General features: G+C 72.5%; 18 protein-coding genes and 1 pseudogene. 12 read left to right on the forward strand and 7 right to left on the reverse strand.

Annotated elements, in window-relative coordinates:
* From EFE23_RS21550 to EFE23_RS21585, 8 genes and pseudogenes are all read left to right on the forward strand, one after another.
* Positions 1-352, forward strand: a pseudogene (locus EFE23_RS21550) (DNA polymerase III subunit gamma and tau); the annotation flags it as partial.
* A gap of 108 nt (positions 353-460) precedes the next feature.
* Positions 461-769, forward strand: coding sequence for a YbaB/EbfC family nucleoid-associated protein (locus tag EFE23_RS21555; protein WP_030502117.1), 309 nt, complete (start codon positions 461-463; stop codon positions 767-769).
* Positions 770-777: 8 nt separating this feature from the next.
* The gene (recR, locus tag EFE23_RS21560) at positions 778-1371 is read left to right on the forward strand and encodes a recombination mediator RecR (RefSeq protein ID WP_123242754.1); all 594 of its coding nucleotides are present in this window, start codon (positions 778-780) and stop codon (positions 1369-1371) included.
* 340 nt (positions 1372-1711) lie between these two features.
* Positions 1712-3382 carry an ABC transporter substrate-binding protein gene (locus tag EFE23_RS21565; RefSeq protein WP_123242755.1) on the forward strand — a complete coding sequence of 557 codons (1671 nt, stop codon included), beginning with the start codon at positions 1712-1714 and terminating at the stop codon, positions 3380-3382.
* A 99-nt stretch (positions 3383-3481) separates the two neighbouring features.
* Positions 3482-4489, forward strand: a complete 1008-nt coding sequence (locus EFE23_RS21570) for an ABC transporter permease (RefSeq protein ID WP_123242756.1) — start codon at positions 3482-3484, stop codon at positions 4487-4489.
* A complete protein-coding gene (locus EFE23_RS21575; RefSeq protein ID WP_123242757.1) occupies positions 4486-5526 on the forward strand; it encodes an ABC transporter permease in 1041 nt (346 codons plus the stop codon). The genes EFE23_RS21570 and EFE23_RS21575 overlap by 4 nt, the downstream gene beginning before the upstream one ends.
* 55 nt (positions 5527-5581) lie before the next feature.
* A complete protein-coding gene (locus EFE23_RS21580; RefSeq protein WP_123242758.1) occupies positions 5582-6568 on the forward strand; it encodes an ABC transporter ATP-binding protein in 987 nt (328 codons plus the stop codon).
* Entirely contained in the window at positions 6565-7665 is a 1101-nt protein-coding gene (locus EFE23_RS21585; protein ID WP_123242759.1) for an ABC transporter ATP-binding protein, read from the forward strand. The genes EFE23_RS21580 and EFE23_RS21585 overlap by 4 nt, the downstream gene beginning before the upstream one ends.
* A 51-nt stretch (positions 7666-7716) precedes the next feature.
* On the opposite strand, the gene EFE23_RS21590 is transcribed toward EFE23_RS21585, so the two are convergent.
* Together EFE23_RS21590 and EFE23_RS21595 are read right to left on the reverse strand one after the other, a co-directional pair.
* On the reverse strand, positions 7717-8190 hold the full coding sequence (locus EFE23_RS21590) for a hypothetical protein (RefSeq protein WP_123242760.1): 474 nt from the start codon (positions 8188-8190) through the stop codon (positions 7717-7719).
* Positions 8172-8831: an HNH endonuclease family protein gene (locus tag EFE23_RS21595; protein ID WP_123242761.1), complete on the reverse strand. Its 660-nt coding sequence runs from the start codon at positions 8829-8831 to the stop codon at positions 8172-8174. The genes EFE23_RS21590 and EFE23_RS21595 overlap by 19 nt, the downstream gene beginning before the upstream one ends.
* A gap of 110 nt (positions 8832-8941) precedes the next feature.
* Between EFE23_RS21595 and EFE23_RS21600 the strand changes: the two genes are divergently transcribed.
* A complete protein-coding gene (locus EFE23_RS21600) occupies positions 8942-10420 on the forward strand; it encodes an MFS transporter (protein ID WP_123242762.1) in 1479 nt (492 codons plus the stop codon).
* Between the two features lie 52 nt (positions 10421-10472).
* On the opposite strand, the gene leuA is transcribed toward EFE23_RS21600, so the two are convergent.
* Positions 10473-12224 carry a 2-isopropylmalate synthase gene (gene leuA, locus EFE23_RS21605; protein WP_123242763.1) on the reverse strand — a complete coding sequence of 584 codons (1752 nt, stop codon included), beginning with the start codon at positions 12222-12224 and terminating at the stop codon, positions 10473-10475.
* A gap of 235 nt (positions 12225-12459) precedes the next feature.
* The gene (locus tag EFE23_RS21610; RefSeq protein ID WP_158675901.1) at positions 12460-13734 is read right to left on the reverse strand and encodes an MFS transporter; all 1275 of its coding nucleotides are present in this window, start codon (positions 13732-13734) and stop codon (positions 12460-12462) included.
* A gap of 79 nt (positions 13735-13813) precedes the next feature.
* Between EFE23_RS21610 and EFE23_RS21615 the strand changes: the two genes are divergently transcribed.
* Positions 13814-14800: an ArsR family transcriptional regulator gene (locus tag EFE23_RS21615; protein WP_158675902.1), complete on the forward strand. Its 987-nt coding sequence runs from the start codon at positions 13814-13816 to the stop codon at positions 14798-14800.
* Positions 14801-14926: 126 nt separating this feature from the next.
* On the opposite strand, the gene EFE23_RS21620 is transcribed toward EFE23_RS21615, so the two are convergent.
* The gene (locus tag EFE23_RS21620; RefSeq protein WP_123242766.1) at positions 14927-15481 is read right to left on the reverse strand and encodes a nitroreductase family protein; all 555 of its coding nucleotides are present in this window, start codon (positions 15479-15481) and stop codon (positions 14927-14929) included.
* Positions 15482-15564: 83 nt separating this feature from the next.
* Positions 15565-16347 (reverse strand): hypothetical protein, encoded by a 783-nt coding sequence (locus EFE23_RS21625; RefSeq protein WP_233601092.1) that lies wholly within the window; start codon positions 16345-16347, stop codon positions 15565-15567.
* A 248-nt stretch (positions 16348-16595) separates the two neighbouring features.
* Here EFE23_RS21625 and EFE23_RS21630 point away from each other — a divergent pair, with 248 nt between their 5' ends.
* Positions 16596-17861 carry an aspartate kinase gene (locus EFE23_RS21630; protein WP_123242767.1) on the forward strand — a complete coding sequence of 422 codons (1266 nt, stop codon included), beginning with the start codon at positions 16596-16598 and terminating at the stop codon, positions 17859-17861.
* Positions 17862-17865: 4 nt separating this feature from the next.
* Positions 17866-18924, forward strand: a complete 1059-nt coding sequence (locus tag EFE23_RS21635; RefSeq protein ID WP_123242768.1) for an aspartate-semialdehyde dehydrogenase — start codon at positions 17866-17868, stop codon at positions 18922-18924.
* A gap of 114 nt (positions 18925-19038) precedes the next feature.
* Here EFE23_RS21635 and EFE23_RS21640 read toward each other — a convergent pair whose 3' ends face one another.
* Entirely contained in the window at positions 19039-20415 is a 1377-nt protein-coding gene (locus EFE23_RS21640) for a sensor domain-containing diguanylate cyclase (RefSeq protein ID WP_204335433.1), read from the reverse strand.
* Positions 20416-20417: the final 2 nt, after the last annotated feature.

A 20417-nucleotide genomic window follows, 5' to 3' on the forward strand; every position in this document is an offset into this window, starting at 1 on the left:
CGGCGCGGGCGCGCCGAAGAGCAGCGCGATCGCGGCGGCCCGGGCGGCCGCGGCGGCCGCCGCCGGTGGTGGTCCGAAGGGTCCGCGTACCGCGCCGGCGGCCCAGCCGACCGCGGACGCCGACTGGGCCGGTGAGCCGCCCTACGATCCGGACTTCGACGGGCCGATCCGACCCGGCGCACGTCCGGCGGCGACCGCCACCCCGGCCTACGAGGGCTTCGATCCGGGCGACGAGCCGTTGGACGACGTGATCGACGAGAAGACCGCCCGGCAGTCCAGCGAGGAGCAGGCGGTGCAGTTGCTCCGCGAGGTGTTCGGGGCGGAGAAGATCGACGAGGTCGACGCGCGCTGAGGCTGCGTCGGCCGGCAAGGACAGCAGCCGCCGCCCGACTAGGCTGGGCGCGGCCGATCGGACGAGTGCGAGAAGGAGCCATCCGTGCGCCCAGGTGGACAGCCGAACATGCAGCAGATGCTGAAGCAGGCGCAGAAGATGCAGCAGCAGATCGCCAAGGCCCAGGCCGAACTGGCCGAGGCGGAGCTGACCGGCACCGCGGGCGGCGGCCTGGTCACCGCCACCGTCGCCGGCACCGGTGAGCTGAAGGCGATCAAGATCGACCCGAAGGCGGTCGACCCGGAGGACGTGGAGACCCTGGAGGACCTGGTCGTCGCGGCCGTGCACAACGCCGCCGAGGCGGCCCGGGAGCTGACCGAGAAGAAGATGGGCCCGGTCGCGGGCGGCATGGGCGGCCTCGGCCTGCCCGGGTTCTGAGCCGGCAGATGTACGAGGGTGCCATCCAGGACCTGATCGACGAGCTGGGCCGGCTCCCGGGCGTGGGCCCGAAGAGCGCCCAGCGGATCGCCTTCCACGTCCTGTCGGCGGATCCGGCCGACGTGAACCGGCTGGCCGGTGCGCTGCGCAAGGTCAAGGAGCTGGTGCGCTTCTGCACCACCTGCTACAACGTCGCCGAGTCGGAGCAGTGCCGGATCTGCCGTGACCCCCGGCGCACCGACGAGGTGCTCTGCGTGGTCGAGGAGCCGAAGGACGTGGTGGCGATCGAGCGGACCGGCGAGTTCCGCGGCCGCTACCACGTGCTCGGCGGCGCGATCAATCCGCTGGAGGGGATCGGCCCGGACAACCTGCGCATCCGCGAGCTGATGAGCCGGCTGAGCGGCGGCGCGGTACGCGAGCTGATCCTCGCCACCGACCCGAACACCGAGGGTGAGGCGACGGCGACGTACCTGGCCCTGATGGTCAAGCCGATGGGCATCGCGGTGACCCGGCTGGCGAGCGGCCTGCCGGTCGGCGGCGATCTCGAGTACGCCGACGAGATCACCCTGGGTCGGGCGTTCGAGGGCCGCCGGGCGGTCTGAACCGCCGGTTCTTGTCTCCGGCTCGCGGAGGGCGGCCGTTCCGGGCTGCCCTCCGCGAGCCGGTACGAGACCGAAATGTGGGACGAGTGCGGTTCGCCACGTACTCCAGCGATGAGCCGGCCGAGGGCGATTTTTGCGGCATATGTCGGGCACGGCCACCTGCGCCCCGGTGTGACAGTCCCGTTTGTGGATGGATCAAGCGCTGTCAGACCAGGCGGCTTGGTGTCGGCTTGATAGCGATTGCCTAACGGGCGTTCCGCTTCTGTGTGTCGTGTCATAGCCTCCCGCACACGGGTCGAGTCACAGCTCGGCGTGGACATGCGCATGACAGAGGTGAGAGATGCAGGCGAGCAGGCTTAAAGCGGCCGTGGCCCTCGCGGCCGCTGCCGCTCTGGCGGTCGGGGCGTCCGGCTGCGCCAAGAGCGAGCGCGACGGGGACAGCGGTGGGGCCAAGACCGGCGGCACCTTCGTCTTCGCGGGTGCCGGTGACCCGAAGAACTTTGACCCGATCTTCAACGACGACGGTGAGTCCTTCCGGCCGATCCGGCAGATGTACGACACCCTCGTGCAGAACAAGCCCGGCACGGCCGACCTGCAGGGCGCGCTGGCGGAGAGCTGGGAGCACGACGCGGACGGCAAGGTGTGGACCTTCCACCTCCGCAAGGGCGTGAAGTTCCACGACGGCACCGACTTCAACGCCGCGGCGGTCTGCTTCAACTTCGACCGCTGGTACAACATGAAGGGCGCTGCCGCCCAGTCGCAGATGCTCTACTACATGGACGTCTTCGGTGGCTTCGCCAAGAACGAGAGCGCCGACGCGGGCAAGCCGGTCTACAACAAGTGCGAGGCGAAGGACGACGCCACCGCCGTCGTCACGATGAACCAGTACAAGGGCGCCTTCCCGGGTGCCTTCGCGCTGACCGCGCTCTCCATCGCCAGCCCCGAGGCGCTGAAGAAGTACGACGCCGACACGGTCAAGCAGAACGGCGACTCCTTCGAGTACAGCGCGTTCGCGAACGAGCACCCGGTCGGCACCGGCCCGTTCAAGTTCGCCGGCTGGGACAAGGCCAAGGGTGAGATCACCCTGGAGCGCAACCCCGACTACTGGGGCGAGAAGGCCAAGGTCGACAAGCTCGTCATCAAGATCATCAAGGACGAGAACACCCGGAAGCAGGAGCTGCGCGCCGGCACCGTCCAGGGCATCGACTTCCCGGCCCCGGCCGACCGCAAGGCGCTCTCCGGTGAGGGCTTCCAGGTCCTCGACCGCCCGGCGTTCAACATCCTCTACCTCGGCTTCAACCAGAAGAACCCGAAGCTGAAGGACCTGCGGGTGCGCCAGGCGATCGCCTACGCCCTCAACCGCCAGCAGCTCGTCCAGACCAAGGGCCCGGGTGGCACCAAGGTCGCCGACGAGTTCATGCCGGACACCGTGCTCGGCTACGCGCAGGACGTGCAGAAGTACGAGTACAACCCGGAGAAGGCGAAGCAGCTGCTCAAGGAGGCGGGCGCCGAGAACCTGACGCTCAACTTCTACTACCCGACCGACGTGTCCCGGCCGTACATGCCGAACCCGCAGGAGATCTTCACCGTCCTGGCCAACGACCTGCAGGCCGTCGGCATCAAGGTCAACGGTGTGGCCCGCCCGTGGAACGGTGGCTACAAGGACGACGTGCAGCAGTTCGGCAAGCACGACCTGCACCTGCTCGGCTGGACCGGTGACTACAACGACCCGGGCAACTTCGTCGGCACCTTCTTCGGCCGCGCGAAGGTCGAGTTCGGCGACCAGGCGATGACCGACATGTTCGCGGCCATCACCAAGGCCGACGGCACGGTCGACGAGGCCGGCAAGAAGGCCGCCTGGGAGCAGGTCAACCGCGACATCGCCAGCAAGTGGCTGCCGGCCGTCCCGGTCTGGCACGCTCCGCCGGCCATCGTGGTCACCAAGGACGTCAAGGGTCTGATCGCCAGCCCGCTGACCGACGAGCGGTTCAACACGGTCAGCGTCGGCTGAAGACGCCGCTGAACCGCTGACGCGTACACGGAATCGGCCCGGGCCGGGCACCCCGGCCCGGGCCGATTCCGCAGCTACCGAGAGTCTGGTGTGTGAGAGATGTTGCGAGTCATAGTCCGCCGCCTGCTGCAACTGGTGGTGACCCTGATAGCGCTGTCCGCGCTCATCTTCATCTGGCTGCGGAACCTGCCCGGCGGTCCGGTCGAGGCGCTGCTCGGTGAGCGGGCCACCCCGGCGAGCCGGGCCCTGCTGATCAAGGCGCTCGGCTACGACCAACCGGTCCTGGTGCAGTACGCCAAGTTCATGCAGCGGGTCCTGACCGGCGACTTCGGCAACTCCATCCGGACCGGCGACCCGGTCACCGAGGTGATCGGCCGGGCCTTCCCGGCCACCATCGAGCTGGCCGCGGTCGCCATGATCATCGCGGTCGGACTCGGCGTGCCGCTCGGCTACCTCGCCGCCCGGCACCGGGGCCGGCTGCTGGACAACCTCAGCATCGCCGGCACCCTGCTCGGCATCTCGATCCCCATCTTCTTCCTGGGCTACCTGCTCAAGGACGTCTTCACCCAGAACATCCACTGGTTCCCGCCCTCCGGGCGGATCAGCACCGGGGTGGACAACACCGACGTGACCGGGTTCTTCGTCCTCGACGGACTGCTCACCCGGGAGTTCGACGCCACCGGCGACGCGCTCTGGCACCTGATCCTGCCGGCGTTCACGCTGGCCACCATCCCGCTCGCCGTGATCGTCCGGATCACCCGGGCCAGCGTGCTGGACGTGCTCAACGAGGACTACGTCCGCACCGCGGAGGCGAAGGGCCTGCGGCACAAGACCATCCGGGGCCGGCACATCCTGCGGAACGCCCTGCTGCCGGTGGTCACCACCATCGGTCTGCAGACCGGCGCGCTGCTCTCCGGCGCGGTACTCACCGAGAAGGTCTACAACTGGGGCGGCCTGGGGACGCTGATCACCGACTCGATCAGCGGCGGCCGGGACTACCCGGTGCTCCAGGCGCTGATCCTGCTGGCCGCGCTGGTCTTCGTGGTGGTCAACCTCCTGGTCGACCTCTCCTACGCCTTCATCGACCCGAGGGTGCGTGTGCGATGAGTGATCCGATCACCCGGCCCACCGTGGGTGCCCAGCGCGACGGCGTCGACCCGGCCGCCGTCGAGGAGAAGCCCGAGGGCGTGACGCCGAGCGCCATCGGCCGGCTCGGCGAGCGGAAGCGGGCCCGGCTGGACGCGCTGGCGCAGGCCAGCGCCGACAAGGGCGGCGTGAGCCTGATCCGGGACGCGTTCCGCCGGCTGCGCCGCAACCCGGTCGCCATCTTCGGCGCCGCCATCGTCGCGCTCTTCGTCCTGGTGGCGATCTTCGCGCCGCTGCTCGCGCCGCACGACCCGGCGCAGCGCTTCGACGAGCTCACGAAGAACCTGACCGTCGACAGCATCCCCGGCGCCAGCAGCGACTTCCCCCTCGGGTCGGACCCGCTCGGCCGGGACTTCCTCTCCCGGATGATCTACGGCAGCCGGCAGACCCTCTTCGTCGGCGTGGTGGCCACCCTGATCGGGCTGGCCCTCGGCGTGCTGATCGGCGCGCTCTCCGGCGCCTTCGGCGGCTGGATCGACAACATCCTGATGCGCTTCACCGACGTCATGCTGGCCCTGCCGGCCCTGCTGCTGGCGATCAGCCTGGTGGCCATGGCGAGCCGGTCGAGCCAGTGGACGGTCATCCTGGCGGTGGCCATCGTCAACGTGCCGATCTTCGCCCGGCTGCTGCGCGGCTCGATGCTCGCGCAACGGGAGAGTGACCACGTGCTGGCCGCCCGGGCGCTCGGGGTGAAGCAGCACAGCATCGTGCTGCGCCACATGCTGCCGAACGCGATGACCGCGGTGATCGTGCAGGCCACGCTGACCCTGTCCACCGCGATCCTGGAGGCCGCGTCGCTCTCCTTCCTCGGTCTCGGTGACCCGGACATCAACCGGGCCGAGTGGGGCCTGATGCTCGGTGTGGACGGCCAGCGCTACTTCGAGGTCCGGCCCGAACTCGCCTACTACCCGGCCATCGCGATCATCGTGGTCGCCCTCGGCTTCACCCTGCTCGGTGAGGGCATGCGCGAGGCGATCGACCCGAAGAACCGGCGGTGACGGTCATGCGAGGCATCAGCACGGCCGGCCGTTGCCGGCGAGAGGAAGTGACCCGATGAGCCTGCTCGACGTACGCGACCTGAGCGTGGTGTTCCAGCGCCGCGGTGAGCGGCCGTTCACCGCGGTCGACAAGGTCAGCTTCAGCGTGGAGCCGGGGCAGACCGTCGGCCTGGTCGGCGAGTCCGGCTGCGGCAAGAGCGTGACCAGCCTGGCGATCATGGGCCTGCTGCCCCGGCGGGGCAACAAGGTGACCGGCCAGGTCATGTTCGACGGCGCCGACCTGCTCGCGCTGCGCCCGGACGACATGCGGGACCGGCGCGGCCGGGACATCGGCATGATCTTCCAGGACCCGCTCTCGTCGCTGAACCCGGTCGTCCCGATCGGCACCCAGGTGGCCGAGGTGCTGGAGCGGCACCGGGGGATGGACCGCAAGGCGGCGCTGAAGGAGGCCCGTGAGCTGCTCGACGCGGTCGGCATCCCGGACCCGAACCGGCGGCTGAAGGAGTACCCGCACCAGATCTCCGGCGGCATGCGGCAGCGCGCCCTGATCGCCATCGCGCTGGCCTGCAAGCCGCGGCTGCTGATCGCGGACGAGCCGACCACCGCGCTGGACGTCACCATCCAGGCGCAGATCCTCACCCTGCTCAAGCAGCTCGTCGACGAGACCGGCACCGCACTGATCATGATCACGCACGACCTGGGCGTGGTGGCCGGCCTCTGCGACACGGTCAACGTGCTCTACGGCGGCAAGGTGGTCGAGCGGGCCGCCCGACACGAGCTGTTCGCCCGGCCTCGGCACCCGTACACCCACGGGCTGCTCAACTCGGTGCCGCGGCTGGACTCGCCGCGCGGCGAGCGGCTGCACGCCATCCGCGGCTCGGTGGCGGACAACATCCCGTGGGCCGAGGGGTGCGCCTTCGCGCCCCGCTGCGACAACGTGGTGGACGCCTGCCTGGAGGGCACCCCGCCGCTCGAACCCACCACGACCGGCGGCGACCTGCGCTGCAACAACCCCGTAACCGAGGAGGTGGCGGTCCCGTGACCGAGGAGCGGACCGGACCACTGGTCGAACTGCGCGACGTCAAGGTCCACTTCCCGATCAAGAGCGGCGTGCTCATCGACCGCACGGTCGGCTACGTCTACGCCGTCGACGGCGTCTCCCTGTCGATCAACAAGGGCGAGACGTACGGGCTGGTGGGCGAGTCGGGCTGCGGCAAGTCCACCCTCGGGCGGGGCCTGCTGCGGCTGGTCGAGCCGACCGACGGCGAGATCGTCTTCGACGGCACCGACGTCCGCTCGCTCAAGGGCGAGCAGATGCGCCGGGCCCGTCGACGGATGCAGATGATCTTCCAGGATCCGCTGTCCAGCCTCGACCCCCGGCAGTCCGTCGAATCGCTGCTGGTCGAGGGGCTCAAGGCGCACGGCCTGGCCGGCGACAAGGCGGCCACCGCCAAGAAGCTCCGGGAGGCCCTGGCCGCGGTCGGCCTGCCCGCCTCGGCGCTGAGCAAGTACCCGCACGAGTTCTCCGGCGGCCAGCGGCAGCGCATCGGCATCGCCCGGGCGCTGGTGCTCGACCCGGACCTCATCGTCGCCGACGAGCCGGTGTCCGCGCTGGACGTGTCCATCCAGGCCCAGGTGCTCAACCTGCTGGAGGACATCCAGAACGAGCGCGGCCTGACCTACCTGATCATCGCGCACGACCTGGCCGTGGTGCGGCACATCGCGGACACGGTCGGCGTGATGTATCTGGGCGGACTGGTGGAGGAGGCGTCCAGTGACGACCTCTACCGGGAGCCGATGCACCCGTACACGAAGGCGCTGATGTCGGCGGTGCCGGTGCCCGACCCGCAGGTGGAGGACCGCCGCGAGCGGATCCTGCTCGCCGGCGACCTGCCCTCGCCGACGAACCCGCCGGCCGGCTGCCGGTTCCACACCCGCTGCCCGTGGGCCCAGCCGAAGCGCTGCGCCGACGAGCGGCCGGCGCTGCGCGAGGTGCTCGACGGTCACCGGGTGGCCTGCCACTACGCCGAGGACATCGCGGCGGGCCGGATCCGGCCGCACGAGGTGGAGCCGGAGCTGGTCCGGCCGGACGACGGCGCGGCGCCGGGCGACACCGGTGAGCTGATTCCGACCCTGTGAACACGGCGCGAGGCCCCTTCCCCGAACGTGCGGAAGGGGCCTCGCGGCGTCTCAGCCCTCGGGGCGGTTGAGCAGGGCGACGGCGATCGTGTGCACGGCGTCCAACCCGGACGGATCGGCCAGCGCCGCCCGCCCGCCGGTCACCATGTACCACTCGTCCGCGTCCTTGTACTGCACCCGCAGGGTGACCTGGCCGTCGGCCCACTCCGTACGCAGGGTCAGCTCGCCGGTCACCACGCCCACCTCGTCGGTCATCACCCCGCCGGGGCCGGCCGTGAGGTCCGCCGTGCGCTGCAGCGGTCCGGCGGGCGCGCCACCCGCCGGCGCCGCCGGGACGGCGTCGGCGGACATGCCCGCCCCGGACACGTCCGCGGGAGCGGTCGGCGCGCCGTCGGCCGTCATCCCGGCCGAGGTCGGACCGGCCGCCGTCCCGCCGCCGGTGGCCGCCGCGTCCCCGCCGGTGGCGTCCGGTGGCTGTTCCGGTGGCGGCGTCGCGCCGGCTCCGGTCACGGCTTGCTCGACCATGTGCAGCCCTCCAACATGTCGGTAAGGGCGGCCTTCTCGGCACTGGTCACCGTCAACCGCCAGTAGTGCTTGACCGCCACCCAGTCCGCCGCGTACTGGCACCAGTACGACTTGTTCGGCGGCTTCCACTGGGACGGATCCTGGTCACCCTTTGCCCGGTTGGAGCGCGCGGAAACCGCCACCAGCTGCGGGCGGGTCAGGTCGTTGGCGAAGTCGCCCCGCTTCGAGTCGTCCCACTCATCCGCGCCCGAGCGCCAGGCGTTGGCCAGCGGGACCACGTGGTCGATGTCCACGTCGGCGGGATCGGTCAGCACCAGACCGTCGTACGGGCTCTCCCAGCGGCCGCCCACCACGTTGCAGCCGGAGAGCTTGATGCCCTCCCCGTCCCGCTGCAGCACGCTGTCCCGCACGTCGCAGTTCTTTCCGGTGTCCCGCCAGTGCGGGAAGTGGGACCGGCTGTAGCCCTTCATCGACCCGGCCCTGGCGACGGTCAGCTCACCGAGCTGCTGGTCGACGTTCCCCGCCGCGCTCGGCGGCGTCTCCGGGTCGTCGACCACCGGCACGCACCCGGCCGCGCCGAGGGCGAGCGCCGCGGCGAGCGCGGCCGCGGACCCGGCACGGGCTCCTGATCTCGTACGCACAGACGACACCTCTTTAGCTTGCGGGCTCCGGGTCGAGTCCGCACAGTACCCGGGGCGCGGTTTCCGCGATTCGTGGCGTCGGGAGTGGAGCCCGGGCAGAGTGTTCTTCCATGAGCGCACCCGTACCCGCGCTCCGCACCGGCACCGCCGCCGGGCGGGGCACCCTGCTCGCTGCGATCCTCGCGTCCGGCATGGTCTTCCTGGACAGCACGGTCGTCAACGTGGCGCTACCCCGGCTCGGCGAGGAACTCGGCGCGAACGTGGCCGATCTGCAGTGGACCGTTAACGGCTACCTGCTCATGCTGGCCGCGTTCGTGCTGCTCGGAGGCGCGCTCGGCGACCGGTTCGGCCGACGCCGGGTCTTCCTGCTCGGGGTGGTCTGGTTCGCCGGGGCGTCCCTGCTCTGCGGGCTGTCCCAGGGGACCTCCTGGCTGATCGCGGCCCGCTTCCTCCAGGGTGCCGGCGGCGCGCTGCTCACCCCCGGCTCGCTCGCCGTGCTCCAGGCCAGCTTCCACCCCGACGACCGGGGAAAGGCGATCGGCACCTGGTCCGGGCTCTCCGGGGTCTCCACCGCGCTCGGCCCGCTGCTCGGCGGCTGGCTGATCGACGCGCTCTCCTGGCGGTGGATCTTCTTCATCAACCTGCCGCTGGCGGTGGCCGTGGTGCTCGCCGCGCTGCGCTGGGTCCCGGAGAGCCGGGACGAGGCCGCCTCGCGTACCGGGGCGGGCCGGCGGTTCGACATCGCCGGGGCGCTGCTCGGCGCGCTGGGCCTGGGCGGCGTCACGTACGCCCTGATCGACGCCCCGGCGCGCGGCGCCGGCTCCCCGGCGGTGCTGGCGGCGGTGCTGGTCGGGGTGCTCGCCGCAGTGGTCTTCGTGCTGGTCGAGCGGCGGCGCGGGGACGCCGCGATGCTCCCCACCGGGCTCTTCTCCAGCCGGCTCTTCTCGGTGCTGAACCTCTTCACCGTGGCGGTGTACGCGGCGCTCGGCGGGTTCACCTTCTTCCTCGCCGTCTACCTGCAGAACGTGGTGGGCTGGTCGGCGCTGCTCACCGGCCTGGCCACCGTGCCGATGACGGTGCTGCTGCTGGTCGGCTCGGCCCGGGCCGGGGCGCTGTCCGCCCGGATCGGTCCCCGGCTGCCGCTCACCGTCGGCCCGGTGCTCGCCGCGCTCGGCCTGCTGCTGGTGCGCCGGGTCGGCCCGGGTGCGTCGTACTGGACCGACGTGCTGCCCGGGGTGGCCCTGTTCGGGGCGGGTCTGACCCTGGTGGTGGCGCCGTTGACCGCCTCGGTGCTGGCCGCGGTGGCCGACCGGTTCGCCGGGGTGGCCAGCGGGTTCAACAACGCCGCCTCCCGGGCCGGCGGCCTGCTGGCGGTGGCCGCGCTGCCGTTGCTGGTCGGCCTCTCCGGCACCGGGTACGAGCAGAAGGCCGCGCTGACCGGCGCGTTCCGCGGCGCGATGCTCTGGTGCGCCGGGCTGCTGCTGGCCGGGGCCGCGCTGGCCGGGCTGCTGATCCACCGTCCGGCACGGACGGCGCCCGGGGCGCAGCCCTGCCCGTCCCTACCCGCCTCCACCCCGCCCGACCGGTGAGGAAGGGCCCCCGTCAGACGCCAGGCGTTAACAGGGGACCCTTCCTTGCAGGTCAGGCGCGGGCGCGGTTGACCGCGCTGGTGACCGCCTTGATCGTGGCGGTGACGATGTTGGCGTCCACCCCGACACCCCACACCGTCCGGCCGTCCACCTCGCACTCCACGTACGCGGCGGCCTGCGCGTCGCCGCCGGAGGAGAGCGCGTGCTCGTGGTAGTCGAGCACCCGTACCGCCACGCCCAGGGACTGCAGCGCGCCGACGTACGCGTCGATCGGGCCGTTGCCGACCGCGGTGAGCGGGCGGACCTCGCCGCGGTAGCCCACCCGGGCCTCGATCTCGACCTTGCCGTCGGCGGTGCCGATGGCGTAGCCGGCCAGGGTGACCGCCGGGTCGACCTGGTGGTCGACCAGGTAGTTGCGGGCGAAGATCTCCCACATGGTGCCCGGCTCGACCTCGCCGCCGTCGTGGTCGGTGACCTGCTGGACCACGCCGGAGAACTCGATCTGGAGGCGGCGCGGCAGGTCGAGCTGGTGCTCGGTCTTCATGATGTACGCGACGCCGCCCTTGCCGGACTGCGAGTTGACCCGGATGACCGCCTCGTAGGTGCGGCCCAGGTCCTTCGGGTCGATCGGCAGGTAGGGCACCGCCCAGGTGAACTCGTCGACCGGCACCCCGGCCGCCGCCGCGTCGGCGTGCAGGGCGTCGAAGCCCTTGTTGATCGCGTCCTGGTGCGAGCCGGAGAAGGCGGTGTAGACCAGGTCGCCCGCGTACGGGTGCCGCTCGTGCACCGGCAACTGGTTGCAGTATTCGACCGCCCGCTTGATCTCGTCGATGTTGGAGAAGTCGATCATCGGGTCGATGCCCTGGGAGAACAGGTTCAGCCCCAGGGTGACCAGGTCGACGTTGCCGGTGCGCTCGCCGTTGCCGAACAGGCAGCCCTCGATCCGGTCGGCGCCGGCCAGCAGGCCCAGCTCGGCGGCGGCCACGCCGGTGCCCCGGTCGTTGTGCGGGTGCAGGCTCAGCACCAGGCTGTCCCGCCGGGGCAGGTGCCGGTGCATCCACTCGATCGAGTCGGCGTACACGTTCGGCATGGCCATCTCGACCGTGGCCGGCAGGTTGATGATCAGCTTGCGGTCCGGGGTCGGGTCGACCACCTCGATGACCTTGGCGCAGACCTCCAGCGCGTACTCCAGCTCGGTGCCGGTGTACGACTCCGGTGAGTACTCGTAGTGGATGTCGGTGTCCGGGGTGTGGATCTCGGCGTACTTCTGGCAGAGCCGCGCGCCCTGGGTGGCGATGTCGGTGATGCCGTCCCGGTCCAGGCCGAAGACCACCCGGCGCTGGAGCGTCGAGGTGGAGTTGTAGAAGTGCACGATGGCCCGGCGGGCGCCGCGCAGCGACTCGAAGGTCCGGTCGATCAGGTGCTCCCGGCACTGGGTCAGCACCTGGATGGTGACATCCTCCGGGATCAGGTCCTGCTCGATCAGCTGCCGCACGAAGTCGTAGTCGGTCTGGCTGGCCGACGGGAAGCCGACCTCGATCTCCTTGTAGCCCATCTGCACGAGCAGCTGGAACATCCGGCGCTTGCGCTCCGGGGACATCGGGTCGATCAGCGCCTGGTTGCCGTCGCGCAGGTCGACGGCGCACCAGCGGGGCGCGGTCTCGACCCGGCGGGTGGGCCAGGCGCGGTCCGGCAGGTCGACCCGGAACTGCTGGTCGTACGGCAGGTAACGGTGGAACGGCATCCGGCTGGGGCGCTGCCGGGCGATCGGATCGGTCTCGGCGTCGGTGACAGGTTGAGCCATCTCAGAGTGCTCCCTGGAACATGTGGCGTCAGCAGATCGGAAGGTGTCGGCGCAGATGCCCGGCGACGGTGCCGGGTGCCGAGAGGAAGTTCGGATGTGCTGGACGGCGCGGTTCAACTCCGCGACGAGGTGCCGGCCGGTCAGGCCTCGTCGCGGCAGCCAAGAAGAAGGAACGCCCGCCACATGACAGGGTCACCCTACGTGGTGGGGCGGGGTGTGGGAAGGCAGGTCCGGACTATGGGACCGGAGTCACCCTCTCGGGTTCCGGGGCCGCCGCGCCCAACCGGGGGCGGCTGGCCGCCCATGCCACCAGCGGCACCGCCGCCAGGGCGGCGACGGTGAACAGCGCCGCCAGCGGGAACCAGCCCCAGCCGCCGGTGCTGACCCCCAGCGCGGTCAGCCCGGCCGGGGCCACCAGGTACTGCAACTGGCCGCCGAGCCGGAACGCGCCCACGTACGCGCCGCGCTGCGCGGCCGGCGGCAGCGTGCTGGTGATCCCCCACATGCCGGCCGACTGCACCAGCTCGGCGAGGGTGAGCACCACGGCCGCGGCGACCAGGACCCCGATGGTGACCCACCCGCCGGTCACCGCCGACAGCGGCAGGACCAGGCAGAAGAGCGCGATCAGCAGGCCGCCGTCGCGCAGCGCCCGGGCGGCGCCGGAGGTCGTGTCGGCACCTCGGCTGACCCGGACCTGGAGCAGCACGGCGAGCACCGTGTTCAGCAGCACCAGCGCCGCGATCAGGGTGCGCGGCGCGTCGGTGCGGCTGAGCACCCAGAGCGGCAGCACCACCAGGTAGAGCGTGCCGTGCGAGCTGAGCAGTCCGGACAACAGCGCCACCGCCAGGAACGGCCGGTCCCGGAACACCGCCAGCCGGCTGGTCGGCGTTGCGCTGCGCCGCCCGCCCGGCAACCGGGGCAGCCGGCCGACGAAGAGGGCGGTGACCAGCAGCATCGCCGCGTTGAACCAGACCATGCCCCGGTAGGCCGCCATCGTGTCCAGGGCCAGCACCCCGCCACTGATCACCGCGCCCAGCCCGAACCCGACGTTCAGCGACGAGCGCTGGTAGGCCAGGGCGGTCACCCGCTCCTCCGCCGGCAGCACGTTGATCGAATAGACCTGCCGGGCCACGCCGGTCGCCGCGTCCACCACCGCGAGCGCGGCCACCACGGCCAGGAACCCGGCGAAACCCCCCACGAACGGGTACGACGCGAAGAGCGCCGCCTCGACCAGCAGGCCGACCAGCCAGACCCCCTGCGAGCCGTACCGGTCGGTGAGGGCGCCCAACGGGACGGTGCCGAGCAGGGACACCCCGGCCGCCAGCGACAGGCCGAGGCCCACCTGGGCCGGGCTGAGCCCCAGCGCCCGGGTGAAGAAGACCGCGCTGCCGGCCTGGAAGAGGCCGTGGCCGACGGCGTACACCATGGCCTGCACGGCCAGGGCGCGGGTCAGCCCGGCCGGCGGTACGACGTGCCGGACGGCGGTGCGGATGCTGTCCCTGGTCCCCATGGCCGGTGAGTGAACCGCGCCCCCCACGGGCCGGTCGAGCCTTTTAGGCTGGGCCGAATCCTGCGTCCGGGGGGTGCGCGTGTCCGAGTTGCGGTTCAGCCTGGCCGACGTCGCGGGAGTGCGGTTCGCCGTCTCGCCGGCCAACGAGACGGTGATGAGCATGTGGGCGCTGGCCGATCCGGTCCGCTACGCGGTGCACCTGCCCTGGATCGACCGGGCCCGGCTGACCCTGCGCCGCCCGGAGGTGGCCGACCGGGTCCGGCCGTTGGTGGAGCTGACCCGGCCCCGCCGCTGGCTGCCCGACTTCCTCACCCCCGCCGCCCGCCCGGACCTGGAGATGGCCGAGCAGCTCGACCAGATCGCCGCGACGCCGCCGGACGTGGTGGTCCAGGACCTGCTGGCGACCACCCCGCGCCGGCCGCTGAGCCCGTTCGGGCGGGCGCTGCTCGCCGATCCCCGAGGTCTGCTGCCGCAGCTCGTCGACGCGGTGCGGGTCTGGTACGACGAGGCGATCGCGCCGGACTGGCCGCGGATGCGGGCGCTGCTCGCCGCCGACGTGGCGTACCGCGCCGCCCAGCTCGCCGAGGGCGGCGCCGGCCGGCTCTTCGAGCAGCTCCATCCCAGCCTGCGCTGGCTCGGTGACCGGGTGGTCAGCGACGACCCGTTCGAGCGGGACTTCGACCTCCGCGGGCGCGGGCTGGCGCTGAATCCGAGCGTGTTCACCGACCGGCGGGTGCTGTGGAACCTGCTGGAGGACTCGCTGCCGGCCGGGGCGTACCCGGTTCGCGCGGTCGGGACGCTCTGGGAGCGGGCCCCGGTCCCGCCCGGCGACCCGCTGGCCCGGGTGGTCGGCGCCGGCCGGGCCGCGCTGCTGCACCTGCTCGACGCGGCGACGACCACCACCGACCTGGCCCGCCTCACCGGGATGTCCGCCGGGAACGTCTCCCAGCACCTCTCCGCCCTGCACGCCGCCGGGCTGGTCGTCCGGTCCCGGGAGGGCCGGCACGTGCGCTACCGCAACACCGAGGTGGGCATGGCCCTCCTCCGCGCCGCCCGCGGCGCCTGACCGCGTCCCGGCCCGGCCGCCGGCTACGTGCCGGTTGCGGCGAGGCGGGGTGTCCCGGCGCCGGGAGCGCCCGATCTGCCGCATCCCGGGCCGATCCGCTCGTGGCGTCGTCCCGGGGTGAGGGCGTCAGGGGATGAGGAGCGCGGCCAGGGGGTGGCGGTGGCGCAGGGCGGTCTCCCGGGTGTGGAGGTCGGCGGGTAGGGCGGCCGGGTCGCCGAGCCGGCCGACGGCGGCCACCACCAGGGGACGGACTCCGGCCGGCAGGTCCAGTTCGGTGCCGAGGCGACCCCGGTCGAACCGGGTGAGCTGGCGTACGTGCAGGCCGAGCGCGGTGGCCTGCACGGTCAGGTGGGCGACCGCCTGGCCCAGGTCGTACGCGGCCCGCTCGGCGCTCCCGTAGTCCGCAGCCGTCGAGGGTGCGCCGGTGTGTGCGCCGACCACCAGGGCGGAGGCATGCCGGGCCCAGCCCTGGTCGGGCTCGGGGAGGGTGACCAGGATCCGCTTCCAGGTCTCGTCCTGCCGGTGCCCGAGGGCGAACCGCCACGGCTGCGCGTTTCCGGCCGAGGGCGCCCAGCGGGCGGCCTCCAGGAGGGAGGCGGCCTCGTCCCCGGTGAGCTCCGCGTCCGGGTCGAAGGCCCGGGGACTCCAGCGGAAGGCGAGCAGCGGTGTGAGTTCGGCCATGAGGGGAGCGTCCCCCATGGTGGTTTTGCCCGAAACGCCAGCCCCGTCAGATGTGGTTAAGAGCACCCGTAACGGACATCGGGTTACTGCGTTCCCGAGCTCGGGCTGTCGTCGGGCGTCGGTGCCTCCCGCCCCACCGGATCGTCCTCGGTGACCGGCCCGGCCAACGCGACAGTGGCCGGTGCCGGGCCGGGCTCGCCGGCCAGCCGCAGCGTGCCGAACGCGGCCCGGACCGCGGAGGGGGTGCCGTCCGGCCGGTAGCAGTAGATGCCCACGTCCAGCGGCGCGTTCAGCGAGGCCGAGGTCGACTCGACCGAATAGCACTGGCCCGCCGCCCCGGTCGGCGGCTCGGCGGGGGAGACCGCCAGCGGGGCCCGGCGGTCGGTGAGCACCTCCAGCCAGTCGGTGAACGGGTGCTGCACCCGGGGGTCCAGCTTCCGGGGCACGCTGTCGTCCGGGTCGCCGAGGCGTACGCAGCTCGGCGGCGCCGCGTGCCCGGCCGAGGTCAGCGCGCACTGGAACAGCCCGTCGGCGGTCGCGGCGAGCGAGACGTCCACCGTGCCACCCCGCCCCCAACCGGGCACGTCCACCCGCCAGGTGCCGTCGTTCGCGCTGGTCACCGTGATCGTCCGGTCCGGGCCGTCGCCCGTGGCGAAGGTGTACGCGGCGGTCAGGTGCCGGTCCTGGGCGGCGGCGGCCAGCGCGGCCAACTCGTCGCGGGCGGCGTCCACCTCGGCCGGGGCCGGGTCGGCGGTGCTGGTCGGGGCCGGCGCCGGCGGGTCGGCGGTGCAGCCGGAGAGCAGTGCCGACAGGGTGATCGCCAGGGCACCGGTCAGCAGCCGGCCCGCGCGAAGGTGAGCTTGCACCGGGTCATTCTGCGGTGCGCGCCCCGGTCCGGGGAGCCCGCCGTACGGCTGCCGTGCCGGCGTGTCGCCGCCCCGCGAGCGGCGCGCCCGCCCCTGGTGAGCCGCGCCATGCCGGGCCGGATGGTGGGATCACCCGACCCGGCGCCGCGGGCCGCCCGATACCCTGGGGTGGTCTGACACGCGCCGCCGGACCGGAAGCCGGCGGCGTCGGCACGCTCAGGGTCGTCGCTGGGAGGGAGTGCACCGTCGTGGCACTCGTGGTGCAAAAGTACGGCGGGTCCTCCGTCGCCAACGCCGAGCGGATCAAGCGGGTGGCCGAGCGCATCGTCGCCGCCCGCAAGGCCGGCGACGACGTGGTCGTGGTGGTCTCCGCGATGGGGGACACCACCGACGAGCTGCTCGACCTGGCCAACCAGGTCAGCCCCCTGCCGCCCGGCCGCGAGCTGGACATGCTGCTCACCGCCGGGGAGCGGATCTCGATGGCGCTGCTCGCCATGGCCATCCACAACCTCGGGTACGAGGCCCGCTCGTTCACCGGCTCGCAGGCCGGCGTGATCACCACCTCGGTGCACGGCAGGGCGCGGATCATCGACGTCACCCCGGGCCGCCTGAAGGGCGCGCTGGACGAGGGCGCGGTGGTCATCGTGGCCGGCTTCCAGGGCGTCTCGCAGGACACCAAGGACGTCACCACCCTCGGCCGGGGCGGGTCGGACACCACGGCCGTGGCGCTGGCCGCCGCGCTCGACGCGGACGTCTGTGAGATCTACACCGACGTGGACGGGGTGTTCACCGCCGATCCGCGGATCGTGCCGAACGCCCGGCACATCAGGAACATCACCTACGAGGAGATGCTGGAGCTGGCCGCCTGCGGCGCCAAGGTGCTGCACCTGCGCAGCGTCGAGTACGCCCGGCGCGCGGGGTTGCCGATCCACGTCCGTTCGTCATACTCGACCAACACCGGCACGATGGTCACCGGATCGATGGAGGACCTTCCTGTGGAACAGGCACTGATCACCGGGGTCGCCCACGACCGCAGCGAAGCGAAGATCACGATCGTCGGGGTGCCCGACGAGCCGGGCGCCGCCGCGAAGATCTTCGACACCGTGGCTGGTGCCGAGATCAACATCGACATGATCGTGCAGAACGTGTCCACCGAGGGCACCGGGCGCACGGACATCTCGTTCACGCTGCCCAAGACCGACGGCGCGACCGGCATGGCCGCCCTCAGCAAGATCCAGGAGTCGGTCAAGTTCAAGGGCCTGCTCTACGACGACCACGTCGGCAAGGTGTCCCTGATCGGGGCCGGCATGCGCTCGCACCCGGGCGTCGCGGCCGGCTTCTTCGCCGCCCTCGGCGCGGCCGGGGTCAACATCGAGATGATCTCCACGTCCGAGATCCGGGTCTCGGTGGTCTGCCGGGACACCGACCTGGACAAGGCGGTCCGCGCCATCCACGACGCCTTCGACCTGGGCGGCGACACCGAGGCCGTGGTCTACGCGGGCACCGGGCGGTAACCGCATGTCGTCGCTGCCCACCCTCGCCGTGGTCGGGGCGACCGGTGCCGTCGGTACGGTGATGTGCCAGCTGCTCTCCTCCCGGCGCAACGTGTGGGGCGAGATCCGGCTGCTCGCCTCGGAACGTTCGGCCGGGCGGCGGGTGCAGTGCCGGGGCGAGGAGTTGACCGTCCAGGCCCTCACCGCCGAGGCGTTCGACGGGGTCGACGTGGCGATGTTCGACGTCCCGGACGAGGTCTCCGTCGAGTGGGCGCCGGTCGCGGTGTCCCGGGGCGCCGTGGTGGTGGACAACTCCGGTGCGTTCCGGATGGACCGGGACGTGCCGCTGGTCGTACCCGAGATCAACCCGGAGCAGGTGCGAAACCGGCCCAAGGGCATCATCGCCAACGCCAACTGCACCACCCTGGCGATGATCGTGGCCGTCGCCCCGCTGCACCGCGAGTACGGCCTCCGTGAGCTGGTGCTCGCCTCGTACCAGGCGGCGTCCGGGGCCGGGCAGGCCGGCGCGGACGCGCTGCACGCCCAGCTCGGCAAGGTCGCCGGGGACCGGGTGCTCGGCTCCCGTCCGGGCGACGTGCGGCAGGCGGTCGGCGACGAGCTGGGCCCGTTCCCGGCCCCGCTGGCGCTCAACGTGGTGCCCTGGGCCGGCTCGCTCGCGGACGGCGGCTGGTCGTCCGAGGAGTTGAAGATGCGCAACGAGTCGCGCAAGATCCTCGGACTGCCCGACCTCAAGGTCTCCGCCACCTGCGTGCGGGTGCCGGTGGTGACCGGCCACTCGGTCGCGGTGCACGCGGTCTTCGCCACCGAGGTGGACGCCGAGGGCGCCCGTGAGGCGCTGCGCAACGCGCCCGGCGTGATCCTGGTCGACGACCCGGCGGCGGGCGAGTTCCCGATGCCGATCGACGCGGTGGGCACCGACCCGTCCTGGGTCGGCCGGATCCGCCGCGCCGTCGACGACCCGAGGGCCCTCGACCTCTTCGTGACCGGCGACAACCTCCGCAAGGGCGCCGCCCTCAACACCGCCCAGATCGCCGAACTCCTCGCCAAAGACCTGACCCCCTGACCCCCCACCCCCACCCGCTCCGTCGATCATGAAGTTAGCGGCGGCCGGGTCGGCGTGTCGCGCCGCCAACTTCATGATCGACGCAATGGGGCGGGTGGGCCCGAGGGGTGGGGGTCAGGCGGCGGCGAGGTGGACGCCGTCGCGGCCCTGGCGTTTGACCGCGTAGAGGGCCTGGTCGGCGCGGCGGAGGGTGCGCTCCGGGGTCTCGCCGGGGCGGGGAAGGGCGACCCCGATGCTGATGGTGCGGCCGGTGCGCCGGGCCGCCTCGGTGAGCCGTTCGGCGATCCGGACCGCCTCCTCCGGGCGGTTCACCTCGATCACCGCGACGAACTCGTCGCCCCCGGTCCGATACAGTTCGTCGCCCTGCCGCAGCGCGCCCTCCAGCGCCCGGGCGAGCCCGACCAGCAGCCGGTCGCCGGCCTGGTGGCCGTACGTGTCGTTGACGTTCTTGAAACCGTCCACGTCGATCGCCAGCAGGGCGGTACGCCCCGGCGTGGCGCGTGCGATCCGCTGGCCGAACGGCCCGGTGTGCCGCAGCCCGGTGAGCGGGTCGGAGCTGGCCTGTTCGCGCAGCCGGGCGAGCGTACGGAGCCGGTCGAGGCAGGTCCACGCCTGGCCGGCGAGCAGTTCCATGAGGTTGACGGTGGTCGGGTCGGGCCGCAGCAGCCGCTCGTCGGCGACCAGCAGCAGCCCGCCGGTGTCCGGCGGCCCGACCGGCACCGCCACGAGCGTGCGCGCCCCGGCCGAGGCGAGTGGCAGGTAGTCCTCGGTCGGCGGCAGCCCCGCCTCGCCCAGCGTGTACGCGGAGCCGTTCCGGTGCGCCCGGGCCAGCATCCGGCCGAGTGCGGCCGGCCCGGCCTCGGCCAGCTCGGCCCGGATCCGCGACTCCAACTCACCGGGCGTGCCGGTGGGCGCGCCGAGCCGGGGTCCGCGCCGGCCGGCGAGGAGCAGCACCGCGGCGGAGAGCCCGGAGACGTCCCGGGCGGCGGCGATGGCGGCGGCCATCAGGTCCCAGTCGGTGGGGGCGGCGGTCATCGCGGCGGCGTGCCGGAGCAGCTTCTCGCTGCGGCTCTCCGCGGGCGGGCCGCCGAGCGCCACGATCCGCGCGCCCAGCCGGCCGGCCAGCCGCGCCGCGGTCTCCCGCCACCGGTCCAGCTCGACCGGCTCGCTCCACTGCAGGTCGAGCACGCCGAGCGGCCGCCCGGCCGGGTCCAGCACCGGGACGCAGAGCTCGGCGGTGACGTCCGGGCGTACCGGGAGGTAGTCGGGGTCGGCGGTGACGTCGGCGACGGTGGCCGGCTCGCCCGAGGCGTAGACCCGGCCGACTATCCCGGTCTTCGGCGGCACGGTCGAGAAGACCTGCCAGGCGCCGGTGGCCGCGACGCAGCGGAGCCGGTCGTGGACCTGGAGCAGGACCGAGATGGTCGCGGGGGTGTACCGGGCGAGAGCGGCGACCGTCCACTGGCACGCCTCCAGCGCGGTCGACGCCATCG

It is taken from the genome of Micromonospora solifontis (genome assembly GCF_003725545.1).
Classification (GTDB): Bacteria; Actinomycetota; Actinomycetes; order Mycobacteriales; family Micromonosporaceae; genus Micromonospora; species Micromonospora solifontis.